Here is a 17,309-nt window from a genome sequence, read left to right on the forward strand (position 1 = left end):
CCCATCCTGAGAGAACGTTTCTGATCTGATTTCGCAACTGCTCCTGCGCGCTAACGTCGCATAAGAGCATCTTTATGAAAATAAAATCTGTCGGCTGGCTCAAACGCTTTCGTCTTCTTTCTGTCGACAGCGAATATGCCCCATTCCCGGCGAACGATCCAGGGGGCGAAAACAGCTTACGTCCGGAGCTGTTTTCGACGCCCCAGATGGAGCGCTTTGGCCAAAAGCTTGCTCGCTCACATAAGCTTTCTCCGGACAAGCTCCCTTATTACCTTCTTAAACGACTCAGTGACAATGAGGCTGTGATTACACAAAGCTGTTACGCACTCAACGCGGGTAACAAAGCGAGTATTATGCCAGCAGGGGAGTGGCTGCTGGACAATTACTACCTGATTGAAGAGCAGATTCGCATGGTCCGCCAGCATCTGCCGAAAAGCTTCGGTAAAGGCCTTCCGGCGCTGTCCTCTCCACATCAATGTCTCCGTATTTATGATGTTGCCTCAGAGGCCATCGCCCATGGCGACGGGCGCTGGGATACTGCCAGTCTGACCTGTTATCTTACCGCCTATCAACAGGTGACGCCGCTGACGTTAGGGGAGATCTGGGCATTACCCGGCATGCTGCGTCTGGCGATGATTGAAAATTTGCGGCGGGTAAGTTGCGAAGTGGCTCAGGCCCAGCAGGAAAGGAATCTTGCAGATACGTGGATAACACAACTTTTTGAATGTGCGGAGAACGCTCCCGCCAATTTAATCATGGTTATCGCCGATATGGCGCGTTCTCACCCCCCGCTAAGCAGCGCTTTTGTCGCAGAGCTGGTTCGGCGTCTGCAGGGGCATGGCAACGCCCTGGCTCTTCCCCTGAGTTGGGTTGACCAACGTCTTGCAGAACAGGGTGTTACAACCGAAGTCCTGATTCATCGCTTCAATCAGCAACTCGCTGCCAGCCAGCTCTCTGTCAGCAACAGTATTGCCGGTTTACGCTTGTTGAGTGAAACAAACTGGGCGGATTTCGCTGAGAATATTAGCGTTGTGGAGAAGACCTTACGTCGCGACCCTGCAGGTATATACCCTCGCATGCACTTCGATACCCGGGACCATTATCGTCACGTGATTGAGACGCTGGCCAGGGATAGCCGCTTAAGTGAACCGGAAGTCGCAGACCGCGTGCTTGCGCTGTCAGGCGAAACGACTGCAGATCCTGCGCAACGGCATGTCGGTTATTTTCTGCTGGGGGAGGGACGGCTGCGCCTCGAAAAATTGCTGCCACCTGATAGGTCGGTATTAAAACGGCTGAGGCAGAATTTAAACAAACAGCCCCTTTTGTCGTGGCTCGGTAGCATGAGTCTTTTGACCACATCCGCGACGGCTGCCGTATTATATGAAACGGCGCAACAGGAGATGAACTGGCTGCTGATACCACTTGCGCTCCCCCTGATTGTTGCTGTCAGTCAGCTTGTCAACGATTTGTTGAGCGAGGCAACTACACGGTTTCGTACCCCTATCCCACTGCCGCGAATGGACTTCTCTGCTGGCATTCCGATTGAGTATGCGACCATGGTTGCGATCCCCTGCATGCTCACAAGCCATGAAAGCCTTAGCAAGCTGCTTACCCGTCTTGAAGTGTGTTACCTGGGGAATCAGGATGAGCATCTCTGCTTTGCACTTCTCACAGATTTCGCAGATTCAGCCACCGAAAATAATGCGACAAACAGTGCGCTGTTAAACCAGGCGATTGCAGAAACTCAAAGACTCAATCGGCGCTATCCCGGGGGGCGACCTCGCTTTTATTTACTGCACAGGCAGCCCGAATGGAACGATTCGCAGGGGATATGGATGGGGTATGAACGCAAAAGGGGTAAACTTGCACTGCTGAATAACTGGTTACAACAGCCGGGAACACAGTTTTCAAGCGTTGCAGATTTTTCCCCCCAGATGTTACCCGGACGGATTAAATACGTTATTACGCTGGACAGTGACACGCTCCTGCCACGCGACACTGCACATAAGCTGGTGGGCACGATGGCGCATCCGCTGAACAAACCGGAATACGATCCAGTGCGTCAGCGAGTCATCAAAGGGTACGGCATTTTGCAGCCAGGCCTGGCGGAAGAGATGCCCCGCAATGGCCAGGGGCGTTATGCCGCCATGCGCAGCAGCGTACCGGGCAATAACCCTTATTCGATGATGTCCTCGGATATCTATCAGGATCTCTTTAATGAGGGATCATTTGTTGGCAAAGGTATTTATGATGTGGATATTTTTGTCCAGTCCACCGTTAACGCCTGTCCGGAAAATCTGGTTCTCAGCCATGACCTGCTGGAAGGCTGTTATGCCCGTTCCGGGCTTCTTAGCGAAGTCTTACTCTACGAACAATACCCCAATAACTATCTCTCTGACGTTGCACGACGAACACGCTGGATCCGCGGGGACTGGCAATTACTTAACTGGCTCAGACTTCAGGTCAGGAAAGCAGACGGAACCCGGGATAAAAATCCGCTCTCCATGCTTTCCCGCTGGAAGTTGTTTGATAATTTGCGTCGCACCCTGGTGGCACCGTCATTCCTGCTGTTACTGTTTAGCACGCTGCTATGGGTACCCAATCCACTGTACTGGCTTGGTGTGCTTACCCTTATCTGGCTGCTGCCTGCAGCCTTAAGCACGGCATGGGATTTCGTTCATAAACCGCTTCGCCGTCCCCTGCGAAAACATCTGATACTGGTCGCAACCGGCGCGCTGAAGCGGGTTTCACGTATCGGATTGACGTTTGTGATAGTGCCACATGAAGCCGGTTACTCGCTCTATGCGATCGCCGTGACCCTCTGGCGTCTTGGGGTCACCCAGCGCAATCTCACCCAATGGGTTAGCCACAGTCAGGAGGATGGGCAGGTCAGGGGATCCGTTTTTAGCTTTTACCGCGCGATGTGGCTTAACGTTGTCTGTGGCGTGGGCCTCACAGCACTGACGGCTTTTTTTGCTCCGCTGCTGCTATTGATTGCGTTACCCGCAGGCATCGCGTGGTGCCTGGCGCCTCTTTTGATGAGCTGGCTGAGCCGCCCATCTGTGCGTAAGGGCTTTTTGCCGGACCAGGATCAGACACTGTTACTGCGACAAACAAGCCGGGAAATCTGGGCCTTTTTTGAGACGTTTGCAACTGCGAAAGAGAACTGGCTGCCCCCTGACAATTATCAGGAAATCCCTCAGCCGACGATTGCACATCGCACTTCACCCACCAACATAGGTCTCTCGCTGCTTGCTAACCTGACTGCCTGGGACTTTGGTTATCTACCTGGCGGCGCTGTGTTGCAACGTATCATGCTCACGCTTGACTCGCTGGATAAGATGGAACACTACCGCGGTCATTTATATAACTGGTATGACACCCGCACGCTTGCGCCGCTCAGCCCACGATACGTCTCAAGCGTTGACAGTGGCAATATGGCCGGCCATTTGCTGACGCTGCGACAAGGGCTGTCAGGCATGCGTAATGAACCCATATTGAACGGCGAAAGGATATTTTTTGGACTAAACGATACGTTGTCACTCTTGGAAAAACACTGGGGACCGGGGGCACCGGATACGCTTACAGCGTTGCGCAAACAGTGTGTTAGCGCAACAATGTTACCGCCGGGGGCGCTGTTTAGTGAACTTAAAAATATGCAGGCGCAATGTAAGCATCTTACGTCCTCGTGTCAGCAGGAAGGTGACGTGGTGGTGCGATGGATCGCGCATCTTGATAATCAACTGGTTGAGTTATGCCGCGAATGGTCTTGTCTGCTCGGGTGGTTGCCCCCGGCATACGATAGCGAAACTCTGCCGACCCTGAACTGGCTGGCGGGAGCCATCAGTGCAGGTGACGGGACACCTCCGCCATCGGTGATTACTCATGCACGACTGCGGCTGGAGATGATCAGCGAACTCGAACAACGGTTGAGTGACCATGCACGGATGGATTTTGCATTTCTCTACAGCGAAGCCACCAGTCTGCTGAGTGTCGGATATAACTGTGACACAAATACGGCCGACAAAAGCCATTACGACCTTCTGCCCTCTGAAATCCGTTTGACCAGTTTTCTCGCCATCGCGACGAATCAGCTACCGATAAAAAGCTGGTACGCGCTTGGAAGACTGTTCACCACCATCGACCACGAAACTGCATTAATGTCCTGGAGCGGCTCGATGTTTGAATATCTGATGCCGAATCTGGTTATGCCGATATGGTATGGAAGTTTGCTTGATGAAATGAGTAAATCTGCCGTGAGGCGTCAAATTAACTGGGGCAAGGAACGGGGGGTACCGTGGGGGGTATCTGAGTCCGGATATCATGCTTTTGACGTTCAGCGCAATTATCAGTATCAGGCTTTTGGTGTACCGGGCCTGGGTCTTCGTCGCGGACTTGCCGACGATATGGTGGTTGCGCCTTATGCTACACTCCTGGCGCTGATGGTTTCGCCACAAAAGGCCTGTGAAAACTTGCTCAGGCTGGAGCAGAGCGGTGCCTGTGGCGAATATGGATTTTATGAAGCGCTGGACTATACGCCCTCACGGCTAGCGACCGGGCAGCTGTACGCGGTGGTGCAGTCCTGGATGGCGCACCATCAAGGAATGGGATTTCAGGCGCTGGCGCATATTTTACTTGGGGCTCCGATGACTGAGCGATTTATGACGAGCCCTGCGTTCATGTCGGCAAGCTTGCTGCTTCAGGAACGTGTTCCGGATGCTGTGGATCTCTACAGCCCCCGTCGTCATTTTGAATCCCATGAGGGGAGAGTTAAACCGGCTCGCTATGAGCCGCGTGTCTTTACCCGCCCGGACAGCCCGACGCCCGAGTTACAATTGCTTTCTAATGGGCATTATCATCTCATGATCACCCCGAGCGGAGGCGGGTACAGCCGCTGGAATTCAATTTCCCTTACCCGTTGGCGCAGCGATACGACCCGCGATAATTGGGGATCGTTCTGTTATATCCGTGATCCACAAACGAATGAAGTCTGGAGTAATACCTGGCAGCCCATGGGGGAACTCCCCCACAGCAATGATGAAATGATCTTCACCGATGCGGGGGCGGAATTCAGACGCACCTTTGGTAGCCTTCACATCAGAACACAGGTTGTGGTTTCTCCTGAAGATGATATTGAACTGCGGCGAGTGACTCTGGTTCACCGTGGCCGCCTGCCCCGGACGCTTGAATTAACGACCTATGCGGAAGTGGTGATGGCACCGGACGTCAGCGATCAGGCGCACCCGGCGTTCAGCAATTTGTTTATCGAAACTGAAATTGAACCTGGCCGGGACGCTCTTCTTTGCCATCGACGCCCGCGCTCGCCGGATGAACCGAGTCCGTATCTTTTTCACACGATGGTTGTGCATGGCAATGCCGACACAGGTACGTCCTTTGAAACCGACAGAGCAAGGTTTATCGGTCGAGGCAGAAGCCCTGCTAATGCCGCTGCAGTCAACGAAAAGGGTCCTTTAAGCAATTCATCGGGTGCTGTGCTGGATCCCATTCTGGCGATACGCCAGGTTGTGACCTTACAGCCCGGCGTACCTGTAACGATTGACATTATTTATGGCATCAGCGAAAGCCGACAACAGAGCCTGATGTTGCTGGAAAAATACCGCGATAATCCTATCGCCGAGCGCGTCTTTGAGCTGGCGTGGTCGCACAGCCTGGTAGTGTTACGGCAGATAAACGCCAGTGAAGATGATGCCACTTTGTTTAACCGTCTCGCCAGTGCCGTGCTCTATCCTTGTCCGGAATTACGTGCCGAAGGTAAGGTCATCAGCCGTAACAGGCGCGGTCAACCCGGTCTGTGGGGGTTGTCTATATCAGGTGATCTGCCGATCGTACTGCTCAGCGTTGCAAGCGATGAGAGTATGGATTCCGTGACCAGGCTGATTCAGGCGCATCGCTACTGGCGGCTGAAAGGGCTTGAAGTGGATCTTGTGATCCTCATTAACAGTCCAGGCGGCTACCAGCAGGTACTACAAACACAGATTATGGATTTAATCTATGCGGGGTCGGAAGCGAGCCTGCTGGATAAATCGGGTGGAATCTTTGTTCGTAACGGTGAGCATGTGTCGGCAGAAGACAAGCAATTGCTGATGAGTGTTTCCTGTCTTTATCTTGACGATCGTGCAGGCGGGCTTAACGAGCAGCTTAACCAGCGGATCCGCGCAACAAAAAAAACGCTCAGGCCCTTTGTTCCGGTTACCCCGGCAGAGAGTCATCAACATGCGGACTGGGCGCCGGAGACCAATAGGCTGCAACACTTCAATGGTCAGGGTGGGTTTTCTGAAGATGGTCGGGAGTACCAGATTGTCCTGAGAGAAAACCAGCCGACGCCTGCACCGTGGTCAAACGTACTGGCGAATGCCAGTTTCGGTAGCGTTATCTCTGAAGCGGGACAGGCCTACAGCTGGTGGGAAAACGCCCATGAATACCGCCTGACGCCCTGGGAAAACGATCCGGTGAGCGACCGCAGTGGGGAAGCGTTCTATCTTCGTGATGAAGAGAGCGGAGAATTCTGGTCGCCCGCCGCCTTGCCAGTACGTGGGCACGGTGATTATCTGACCCGACATGGTTTCGGCTACAGCGTGTTTGCCCACCGTGAGAGCGGCATAGACAGCGAGTTGACAATTTTTGTCGCCGAAAAGGCACCGCTGAAACTGGCAGTTCTGACACTCAGCAACAATTCGGGTCGTATGCGAAAATTATCGGTCACAGGATATGTGGAGTGGACACTTGGCGAATCACGCATGCGTTCTGCCCCTCATATCGTGACGCATACGGCAGGCATGTCGGGCTATAGCGGTATCTTGGCCAATAACTTTTACGGCGCTAACGGAGAAGGACGCACCGCCTTTTTCGCCGTCAACGACCCCCATTGTTCACTAACGGGCGACCGCCGAGAGTTTATCGGCCGTAATGGCTCTCTGCAAAACCCGGCGGCCATGAAGATACGCCGGCTTTCAGGTAATACGGGGGGAGGTCTTGATCCATGCGGCGCAATACAGTCAGTCGTAACCCTGATCGATGGCGATCAGAAGACGATGATTTTTATCCTTGGCTGCGAGGAAAATTCTGACCGGGCGCAGGCGTTACTCAGTCACTATCTGAATGAGGATATTGTTCGTCGTGAACTTGATGCCGTTCACCAATACTGGCATAGCATGCTGGATAAAATCGAGGTCAAGACACCGGACAGCACCGCTAACGTAATGATCAATGGATGGCTGCTCTATCAAACGATAGCCTGTCGTCTTCTGGCCCGTAGTGGATATTACCAGTCGGGTGGAGCGTTTGGTTTTCGCGATCAGCTTCAGGATACGCTGGCGCTGAGCCACTCCGCACCGGAACGACTTCGTGAACAAATTTTGCTTTGTGCCTCCAGACAGTTTATTGAAGGTGATGTGCAGCACTGGTGGCATCCCCCCTGCGGTAACGGTGTTCGTACACGCTGTTCGGATGATTTTCTCTGGCTCCCACTGGCCGTCTGTCATTATATCGACACCGTCGGAAATATTGGAATACTGCACCAGTCTATCCCCTATCTGGAAGGGCGTCAGCTCGAACCCGGGGAGGAATCAATATACGATACGCCACTCAAAAGCCAGATCGAAGAGTCGCTCTGGCTTCACTGCGTGAAAGCGATTCAACGTGGACTACGGTTTGGCCAACATGGTTTGCCGCTGATAGGCACGGGAGACTGGAATGATGGCATGAATCGGGTTGGCATCGATGGAAAAGGGGAGAGCGTCTGGCTCGGTTTCTTTCTGTTCGATATTTTACAGCGTTTCGCGTCGCTTGCAGATCGGATTCAGGATGCGCATGTCGCATCACTGTGTCGTACGGAGGCGGTGCGCCTGCAAACTAACCTTAATGCTGCCGCCTGGGACGGTGAATGGTTCCGACGTGGCTATTTTGACGATGGAACGCCGTTAGGTTCCAGACGTTCGCAGGACTGCCAGATTGATGCCATAGCGCAAAGCTGGTCAGTATTATCCGGGGCGACTGACCCCGCTCGTGCCAGTATGGCAATGCAGGCGCTGGACAAGCACCTGGTGGATCCAGAGGCCGGTCTTATAAAGTTACTGTCCCCTCCCTTCGACGGCCATGGTCCGAATCCAGGATACATTCAGGGCTATTTACCGGGTGTGCGTGAAAACGGCGGGCAGTATACCCATGGTGCCATCTGGGCGGTGATGGCATTTGCCCGAATGGGGAATGCGGAGCGTGCATGGCAACTGTGGGGGATGATCAACCCGATTCACCACACGCTGAACCCGCAAGGTGTGGAGAGGTATAAAGCGGAGCCTTATGTCATGAGTGCAGATGTGTACAGCATCGCACCACATACTGGTCGTGCAGGGTGGAGCTGGTATACCGGGTCCTCAGGTTGGGCGTACCGTCTACTGACAGAAGAGCTGTTGGGAATAAAGCGTTACGGTGGCTACCTGACCGTTCATGCTCTTCTGCCGGAGTGCTGGTCATCTTTTAGTATGACTTATCAATACGGCAGCAGTCAGTTTCAAATTAGTGTTTCACGTGGCGGTGGAACCTATCTGGTGACTCAGGATGGCATTACCCTCCCTGATGACAGGATCCTGCTGAAAGACGACGGGAAGGTTCATATCATTCAAATCATTCAAAACTGACCCACTGGTAAAAGGCGCATTAACACCTGCCGTTAATGCGCTGATTGTCTCTGAGAACATCTATTGCGGTTTTCATTGCGACTTTATCGTCCCTGCGTTTTTGTTTGGCCTGCATTACCTGCAGATACTCAAGCAAAGTTCGTGTGTTAATGGGCCTGCCTTGTTTGCCCACCGCCAGTACGGCTTCGCCAAGAATTATTTTAACTGGGGGCAACTGGGCGGGGTACCAGTCAAGGGTGTCTTCTGATTTCATCTTAAATTTCTCCTGAATGTGCATTATATCATAAATTATTTCCAGCCTCGCAACGAGATGTGAGCAGGATTCAGTAATGAATCCACATAATTTTATCTAAAGATGGTTTTATATAGGTGTATACTAATTACCATATTCCACAGGGTATTATTTTATGACCTATACTAAAGGTCTCCGGCATTTTAAAGAACGGCCTGTACATGTTGCCTGTCCGGTGTGCGGGCACAGAACAGACCAGAAAGCAGCTAAACTACGAAAAAACGCCGTTTTACAATGCTCTGCCTGTGCGCTTTTATTCAAACCGTCAGAGTGCTGGTGTATCGGCGGTTGAGCAGGAAGAGTTTGTTTCAGGGATGAGTCCTGCATCTGTTTTAGTAATGATGTTAAGGTGATTATCATGAAAAGTAAAAAAGACGTGCTAATTAAAGGACATATCATCGGCGTCCGTAAGTCTGGTGAAATAAATCAACCTTATTGTATCCATTGGGTAAAATTTACCAATGATAAATATGCCCTTATTCGGCTTGTCTCCGGACAATGCCTTTGTTCAGGGGATATGATTCAGAGGCTAGAGGATAAATGGTTTTCTAACGAGACCAACATTCGACTTCTTGGTTTTGAATATCTTGAAGAAAAAGAATCTGCCAGGCAATTTAATGCATATGTTTGACGCGCCGAAATAAATATTTGCACTCGCTACTTTCTCAATCCTGTGAGCGCACTGAGACCGAAAAATTCAGTGCCGATTCTTCTTCAGATTATAACATTCAATGGTCGTGTTACGTAAGTTTTGAATGATCCTTAAATCATAAGTGTGCTACTTCTGAAATGGAAAACGGCGTGTACCTGACACTTTCCCTGACAACCAACCTTTCCTTAAAATATTATCGGGTTGAATTCAGTTAACCGATTTTTTGAGACCCTATGCCCGCAATCGCTTTCGGATAATGCGTGAATCAGTCGTACATCGGATGTGAAAATAAAACATAATCGATGAGTGAAGCGCTTTCACCAGTAACCATCACAGGTTCCTTCGAGGAAAATGAACATAACTTGCTAAAATAAAACACGTATACTCGCTTGTGTATACGCACAGTTTTCGAAAAAACTATCGCGTGACAAATCGACAATGGCTGCATTCTCCACATGAGTACCAGAGCCCGGTTTCGCAAAAAAAGCCAAAAAAAACCTGATTCAGTCATTATAATTCTCCTCCCCAATGCATATGGATAAACACGAACCCCGACACAGGAAAAATGAACGACTGAATGGTTAAAAGGATAATTAGTCATGACAAAATTACCTCAATTCTCCTCTGCTTTTATTCATCCCCGTTACTGGCTAAGCTGGGCGGGTATTGCGGCTCTCTGGGTCGCGGTGCAGTTACCTTATCCATTTTTGCTTAAAATGGGCCATACGCTTGGCCGGCTGGCCATGCGTCTTTTACCCCGCCGTGTCGATATAGCCCGCCGGAATCTGGTTCTTTGCTTTCCGGAGATGAGTGATGAGGAACGTGAGATATTGCTGGTGCGAAATTTTGAATCGGTCGGGATGGGGGTGATTGAAACCGGTATGGCATGGTTCTGGCCAGACTGGCGAGTACGTAAACATTTCAGTGTTAGCGGCTATGAGCATATGGAAAAGGCCCGGTCGAGGGGGAAGGGCGTGGTACTCATCGGGATGCATTTTCTGACGCTGGAGCTCGGGGCACGTATATTTGGCATGCTGAATCCCGGGATTGGGGTTTATCGTCCAAACAATAATCCTCTGCTTGACTGGCTGCAGACCCGTGGCCGCATGCGCTCTAATAAATCCATGCTGGATCGTTATGACCTGAAAGGGATGATACGGGCGCTAAAGCAGAATGAAATTCTCTGGTACGCACCTGACCATGACTATGGCAGAACCAATAGCGTATTTGTGCCCTTTTTTGCCGTTCCGGATACCGCCACCACTGCCGGGAGTTACATGCTGGTCAAAAGTGCCAGTCCGGCCGTTATTCCGTTTGTACCGCGACGTAAAGCGGATGGCACAGGTTACGAGCTGCTTATTCTCAACGATATCAGTGACGCACTCAGGGGAGAGGGTAAAGAAACGGTCGCGGCACGTATGAACCAGGCAATAGAGCAGGCGGTCATGATGGCGCCGGAGCAATATATGTGGCTACACCGCCGGTTCAAAACACGCCCCGCGGGACAGCCGAATTTGTATGCCAGAAAGGAACAGGCAGCGGATGTGAATACGACGTTGTCTTCCGGCAGGCTGACAGATGATGTCAGTCCGCAGTCCTGACTGCCTGGAGGATGGCCACACGCGGTTTTCAGCTCATATCCTGTTGTCGGCTGTACCACGCGTAAAAATCAACCGCGGGAAGGGGACGGGCATAAAAATACCCCTGAACATAAGGTACACCGTTTGCTGTCAGCCAGTCTGCCTGTTGGGCTGTGCTGACTCCTTCAGCAATGGTTGCGAAGCCCAGTCGTTTGCTCAGACCGATAATCGTATCCAGAACGGGCGTATCCGCACCGGCAAAACTCAGGGTATCGATAAAGCTTCTATCGATTTTCAGGTAATCCACAGGCAGATGCTGAAGAACGTTGAGGGAGCAGTAGCCGGTTCCGAAATCATCTACCGCTACGTGACACCCTTTTTGCCGAAGTTCGTTCAGTTTGTTGGCAGCCGTACGGGTATCTTCAACCAGGGAACGTTCCGTGATCTCCAGTAACAGCGTAATGGACGGGTCGAGCGAAACCCAGAGCCGGAGTACATCTGTCACAAATGTCTTGTCAGCTAAATGTGCCGCAGCAATATTGACACCGAGATGAAAGGGCGCCTTGACGTGCCAGTTTTGTATATCCTCTGCAATCAGATTAAACAGATGTCGGGTGAGGCTGATGATCATGCCATTTTCTTCCGCAGCACTAATGAATACGGCAGGAGAGATGGCTCGTCCGTCTTCGCGTTGCCAGCGCATCAGGGCTTCGGCGCCGGTGCATTTGCCGGATGTCGTTTCGCACACCGGCTGATAATGAACATAAAACTCCCCTTCAGTTATCCCTTTCCTGATTTCTTCCGCCAGAGACATCTTTCTTGATTGCCAGCGTCGTATTAAAAACAATACAGTCAGAGACAATAGAACTGATAGCGGCCCCAGAAACAGCATATTACGCAGGAAATAGTGGCGAAGCGACAACAGTGGGGTCTCAATTTCAAGCTGTGCCTGACTGAAAGCAGAACTGAATTTTGCCTTAAAGAAGTTGCCATGTAGGCCTGTTGTTTCTGGCATCATAATAACGGGACCGTCGCTGAATCGTAATTTCAGCACCGAATGATTTTCATCATCCAGAGATTCCATCAGGTCTGTAAGATATCTTGCGTCCACCACGCTGAACGCTGTCATGTGGTTGCCTGCAGGTAACGCGAAGATGATCGCCTCCTGCCCGGGGACCGCACTAGTACCTGCGATAGTCGTTATCCTGATATCCTTCGTATGTGCAAAAATTCGTGTTCCGTAAACCGCTAAGACATTCTTTGTTGTGGAGCCTGTGACAGAAGAACATATGAGAATATCATCCTGTACTATACCGGTACTGCGAATATAGGGCGTTAGAGCACCTGTGGCCGTCATCTTATCAAGGACTGTTTCGCAGGGCTGAGCTGCCATGTCGCGGGTGACGAGAGTAGCATGCCGAGCAATGGCAGTAACATGGTCGACCTGACTCATCAGAATATCCGCTATTATCGATATATCTCGTTTAAGCTGTCTCACTGCCATTCCCCCTGACAGCAGGGTAAACAACAAAGCAGGGAGAAAAATGCTAATAACCAGTGTTTTCTTACTCAGTCTTCTCATCGCTCTCACTTACTCGTTTAGACTTATCAAACACCGTTAAACAGGTTTCAGCAAGATGCTGATTTGAATAAACCCCGTCAGTTTTTCGTCTGTACTTTGACAAGACATCTGCGATGAGTGGCTATTAACCTTCGTCATGCCACAGCTAATAGCGACAATGACTGTTGCCATAGAGATATATTCAGGTCAAAGGTAAGGATTGATACGTAATGATATTACAGCATGGCATGAATAAACAGGAGCATTAGTCCAGAGCACTACGCCTTATCGCAGGAAGTCTGGTCATCGCCAGCGATTTGGAAACAGCAAGCTACAACTAATGTAAGCGTTAATAGTGCTTTATCGAAACAGGTACTCTCGGACCAGTTGGTTCGTTCGCCATACATGTGTCCTGCATCCACAATGTTTTCATTGTACGTTGCGAGTGCTCATGTCAGAACAAGAAAAGCCCCCGTATCTTATTTTGCCGGAACCTGCAAAAGCCTAATGCCGGCGATTATCATTAGTTACAACATACATTATGCCGGTCAAACTTACGCACCTGAAACTCTCTCATGATTCTGTTACCCGGAGCCCCTCTCTACCGCCTTTTTCAGACCTGTGCAAAGCGGAAACACCTGTGAAAAACCTATCCTCTGCAAAGCGCCGCCGCCCCGGCCCGAAGGGCCGGAAAGACCTTGCTGTAATATTATGAATGTTGTAACTACACATTGCCATTGCTGTCGTGAAAAGAAGGCTTAGCAGGGATAGGGATTATCTGGCTTTTACACCTGTACAGTGGGGGCTGTTCAGGGCAGCATGCAGGACCGCCGGTTTCCCCTTGTAAGAACGTCACGCTATTTTATGGCCAGACTTGATGTTCCCATTAATAATACGTTCCGCAAGCCCGGACGGGGCCCCCTCCGGCAGGGGGCTGGATACGCGGTCAATGACACCCGGCGTCGCACAGAGAATGTCTTCAATCATGTCTTCGACCTGATGCTTACTGAGCCATGCTTTATCCAGTGCCGTCGTTGAATCCGGTGGATCAGGTAATAGTTTGTACTGCCCCTGACCGCCATAGCCCGTTTGCACCTCTGCCAGGAAATTCCAATGTTTCCGTGACCGATGACTGGCCAAGCCGATAAAACATCATAGCGTGGTGATAGGTGATAATAACGCTGAGGCTCTGTCGCCATACGGAGATTTTTGGCATGCCCGTCTGTAGCCAGGGCTTTAGTTTATTCGTCCTGAGCTTCGAACAATTCTTCTATCGCCTTTGTGGGATAAAAGAGAGAGTTACTATTTTCTTTCTTGAGCTGTATGAAGCCAAGACCAAGGTAGAATTTTTTGGCGTCGTCAGTAAGTGCTTCAACGAACATTCCATGAATTCCAACAGCCAGGGATGCCTGATACACAACCTTCATGGCGTGCGTCAGAAGCAAATCTCCATATCCCTGACGCTGAATGCTTTTATCGATGGCCAGACGCCCCAATGTGACGCAAGGAACGTTTTTATAGGGCACACGTTTTTGCTGAGTTCTGCTCGGGAAATACTCCTTTTCAAAGCAGCTCCCGGACAAGGTGTAATATCCCACAACACGTGGTTTTTCCTCTCTCGTGACGAGCACATAACCACGTAAAAACTTGCCAATATGTTGACGCTTCAGGTGGTCAGTGAGAAAAGTATTAAGATACTCTTCGCCGCAATCGAAGTTGCTTACATCATACTCAACTTCTTCAGAAAAAATTTCTACTTTTAAACCGTCCACATAATTACTCCAAATTCTGGAGACGCTTAGCAGCTCGTTTTAGGCGGTCGTTCGGTGCCGGTGGGTTACTGAGTGCATCCATGACAAGATTCCATGATTCCTCATTGAGGATCAGGCGACGATGCTGATCAATAACTTCCGCGGCACGTGCAGAGGCAGTGCTAACCATGAACTGTGAAATTGACTGGTTAGTCATTGCTGCAGCTTCCTCGATCATGCTCTTGTCGTCTTCGTTTAATCTAAGATCGATACGCTGTTTCTTCAGTCCTGACATAGTCTATCTCCTCGACCACCCGTGATGCAGGAAGGGCGGTCAACTCCTCGTTACATGTGAGCCAGAGGCTTACAATATTTGTCTATGTTTCTTGCCTGTAAGCGGCCTTGCATTCAATAATGTACGGAATTTATCCGTACACACATGATAGGGATCAGGTAGACGTTTTTCAACCACAAGTTACAAACAAAGCCAGGAGCAGCACGAATTGTTGTTGTGCAGGATCGGTAACAAAGTTGTCAAGGTATCTCTTGCGTTTAAACACAAGTAACTGCAAGGATTCAATGTTGTCCAGCGCTGCTATCAGTACAGGAAAAGGCAAATTGCTGCACTGACCAGAAGGCTTAGCAGGAAAGGGGCCTTAATGATGCTTTTGCACCTGAATAATTTACAGTCTGTTAACGTTGAGTCCCGGTCAGCATTGCAGAACAGGCAGCATTCCGCCAGGCAGGAACATCGCACTATTTGCTGGTCAGAAGCCTGCATTGCCAGATAATCTCATCAAAAATACTTTCCGTAAGCCCGGACGGGAATCCTTCAGACAGCGCCATCTGCGTCTGAGCTACCCGCCTCCCGTCGTATTCAGGTAGCAATAAACAGAGGCATTCATTTTCTATTTCATCACCTTCGCTCCGGGCCGGGCCGCTGGTAACGTTTATTAGCGTACCGGATTCATATCGTCAGCAGCACTGTTCTAAAACATCCTTTAGCACAGGAACGCCGGTGTGCGAATGCTGCCTATAAGCCAGTGATCACCCACTTTATTTATCGTTATATAACGCCCGGAACGTTCGCTTCCATCGAAGAAAAAACGTTTATACACCTCATCAGGGGTGGTATCACTGCTGCTCACCGTTTCTTTAAACTCTGTGAGTTTCCATGCGGCAGGGGCGGCGTTTATTGGTGCAATCCTGACTTTAGCTTCCCGGCGAAGAATATGGACACTTCCCTTGTAGGTAATTGTACCGTCATTAACGAACACGCCTGTGCCATCCCCGTTAAGAAGAAACATAAAGGTTGCTTTCATTAGATATTGACCATCTCCCCCTGACTGTTCCAGGTAAGTATTACATTTCAACTCGGGTGAGCGGTGGTTATCAGGGAGAAGCAAGATCCCTGCCGCTAGCAGCAGCATGGCTACACTTATAAGCCACCCTCGTTGAATGGCGAGAGGCATTAGGTTCATTCGTCCCTCCAGCTGCTATCCATACGGTTAGTACAGTTGTAAAAGTCATTTACATTTCCACGACAGGTGGAGACGTATAAATTTCCGGATTGCTCTGCAAGCACCTTTGAATCAAGGAAAAAAAATAAGGTACCCGGAGAACTGCACGAAAAATGTGTTTGGGTAATAAAGCGCTGTATATTACTAATAAGTGTATCCGATAGTGAATCATCGTATTCAGTTAATGCATATACCCTACATTTATCGATAGCTCCCGTAAATTTTGGAGAAAGATTAAGGTTATCAGACTGTTGTGGGTAAAGTTTGAAAAACATGCTCGCGAAAACCAGCAGCATTGAACACATAAAAAAAATCTTATGATTAGTATTTAAAATTACGTTTTTTTTAAAAAGAGCGGGAACTTGCTCATGCAGAGTTTGAATTGCGATATCATTATTAAGAATGAATCCAATACGAGGCACCGTGGTTATTGTATCGTCAGAAAAACCATAATTGTGAAATATTTTTCTAAGTTGTGAAATAAACTGATTCAGACTGTTATTTGAACCCTCTTTTCCCCAGCGGTCCCATACATGCTGAAAAACTTCTTCACGCGTGATCACTTTTCCATGATTTTCAATCAGGCATTGCAGCAAACGGTTTAAAGTAGGTGTCAAAATAATTTTATCATCTGCTTTTTCTTTCAACCAGATAGCGCCATCATCCGGAGAAAAAACAACTTCTTTATTCAGGATGTGGTACATAAAGCAAGCCTCTTCTGGGATAATTTAATGTATTAAATGATTATCATTCAATCAATTAATTAAGTCATTGGAGAAAGTAAAGCATGCCATCTTGACACAATCTGAAACCAACACTTTAAATTGAATAATAATATAATATGCTAATGTTTTACATTAACTATTGTCAATGCTTGCCGTCTTCTCCGCGCATGATGAGTTATTATTTTGCAATATAAACATGAATGTACTTAACCCAGCAAGCTTAATAGCACTTTACGTCAAAAAAGAGAGTGCCAGATTTATTACATAGAACGAGCAGGGCAAAGCTGAAACAATAAACGGCGGATGAGGCGTGAAAATCGCCAGGATAGAATTTACAGCGTCACATATTTTATACAACGCAGTTATTTATAATTTACAAGATAAAACATTAACCAATACAATGTTATAAAATAGTTCTCACCTCGTTAATGTTCGCAACAAGAACAACCTAATGCTTGTTTAAGCAATGTTTAATTTCCGATGGTAATATATACGCTATAAAACCGCACATAATTATATAATTACCACTAAACCATTTCACTCGAAATTGAAATGCAATAATCCCAAAACT

The 17,309-nt window shown here is 49.3% G+C and carries 11 protein-coding genes; 4 read left to right on the top strand and 7 right to left on the bottom strand.

Going from position 1 to position 17,309, the window contains the following annotated elements:
- Window positions 1-74 precede the first annotated feature (74 nt).
- Complete coding sequence (locus tag QE396_RS22950) at window positions 75-8,657, top strand: GH36-type glycosyl hydrolase domain-containing protein (RefSeq protein WP_185791723.1); 8,583 nt, start codon at window positions 75-77, stop codon at window positions 8,655-8,657.
- Between the two features lie 19 nt (window positions 8,658-8,676).
- Here QE396_RS22950 and QE396_RS22955 read toward each other — a convergent pair whose 3' ends face one another.
- A complete protein-coding gene (locus QE396_RS22955; RefSeq protein ID WP_104440688.1) occupies window positions 8,677-8,910 on the bottom strand; it encodes a hypothetical protein in 234 nt (77 codons plus the stop codon).
- A gap of 154 nt (window positions 8,911-9,064) precedes the next feature.
- Between QE396_RS22955 and QE396_RS23545 the strand changes: the two genes are divergently transcribed.
- From QE396_RS23545 to QE396_RS22965, 3 genes are all read left to right on the top strand, one after another.
- On the top strand, window positions 9,065-9,241 hold the full coding sequence (locus tag QE396_RS23545; protein ID WP_234047622.1) for a YnfU family zinc-binding protein: 177 nt from the start codon (window positions 9,065-9,067) through the stop codon (window positions 9,239-9,241).
- 66 nt (window positions 9,242-9,307) lie between these two features.
- A complete protein-coding gene (locus QE396_RS22960; RefSeq protein ID WP_185791724.1) occupies window positions 9,308-9,580 on the top strand; it encodes a hypothetical protein in 273 nt (90 codons plus the stop codon).
- A 620-nt stretch (window positions 9,581-10,200) separates the two neighbouring features.
- A complete protein-coding gene (locus QE396_RS22965; protein ID WP_104440520.1) occupies window positions 10,201-11,202 on the top strand; it encodes a Kdo(2)-lipid IV(A) acyltransferase in 1,002 nt (333 codons plus the stop codon).
- A 28-nt stretch (window positions 11,203-11,230) separates the two neighbouring features.
- Here QE396_RS22965 and QE396_RS22970 read toward each other — a convergent pair whose 3' ends face one another.
- The 6 genes from QE396_RS22970 to QE396_RS22995 all read right to left on the bottom strand — a co-directional run bounded on the left by QE396_RS22970 (window position 11,231) and on the right by QE396_RS22995 (window position 16,717).
- Window positions 11,231-12,763, bottom strand: coding sequence for a cyclic diguanylate phosphodiesterase (locus QE396_RS22970; protein WP_185791725.1), 1,533 nt, complete (start codon window positions 12,761-12,763; stop codon window positions 11,231-11,233).
- An 831-nt stretch (window positions 12,764-13,594) separates the two neighbouring features.
- Window positions 13,595-13,837, bottom strand: coding sequence for a hypothetical protein (locus QE396_RS22975; RefSeq protein WP_185791726.1), 243 nt, complete (start codon window positions 13,835-13,837; stop codon window positions 13,595-13,597).
- 146 nt (window positions 13,838-13,983) lie between these two features.
- Window positions 13,984-14,514 carry a GNAT family N-acetyltransferase gene (locus tag QE396_RS22980; protein ID WP_134179825.1) on the bottom strand — a complete coding sequence of 177 codons (531 nt, stop codon included), beginning with the start codon at window positions 14,512-14,514 and terminating at the stop codon, window positions 13,984-13,986.
- A gap of 4 nt (window positions 14,515-14,518) precedes the next feature.
- Window positions 14,519-14,788 (bottom strand): DUF1778 domain-containing protein, encoded by a 270-nt coding sequence (locus QE396_RS22985; protein WP_104440523.1) that lies wholly within the window; start codon window positions 14,786-14,788, stop codon window positions 14,519-14,521.
- 706 nt (window positions 14,789-15,494) lie between these two features.
- Window positions 15,495-15,974, bottom strand: coding sequence for a hypothetical protein (locus QE396_RS22990; RefSeq protein WP_104440524.1), 480 nt, complete (start codon window positions 15,972-15,974; stop codon window positions 15,495-15,497).
- On the bottom strand, window positions 15,971-16,717 hold the full coding sequence (locus tag QE396_RS22995; RefSeq protein ID WP_134179823.1) for a winged helix-turn-helix domain-containing protein: 747 nt from the start codon (window positions 16,715-16,717) through the stop codon (window positions 15,971-15,973). The genes QE396_RS22990 and QE396_RS22995 overlap by 4 nt, the downstream gene beginning before the upstream one ends.
- Between the last annotated feature and the right edge of the window lie 592 nt (window positions 16,718-17,309).

This window comes from Enterobacter sp. SORGH_AS_0287 (genome assembly GCF_031453695.1).
GTDB lineage: Bacteria > Pseudomonadota > Gammaproteobacteria > Enterobacterales > Enterobacteriaceae > Enterobacter > Enterobacter ludwigii.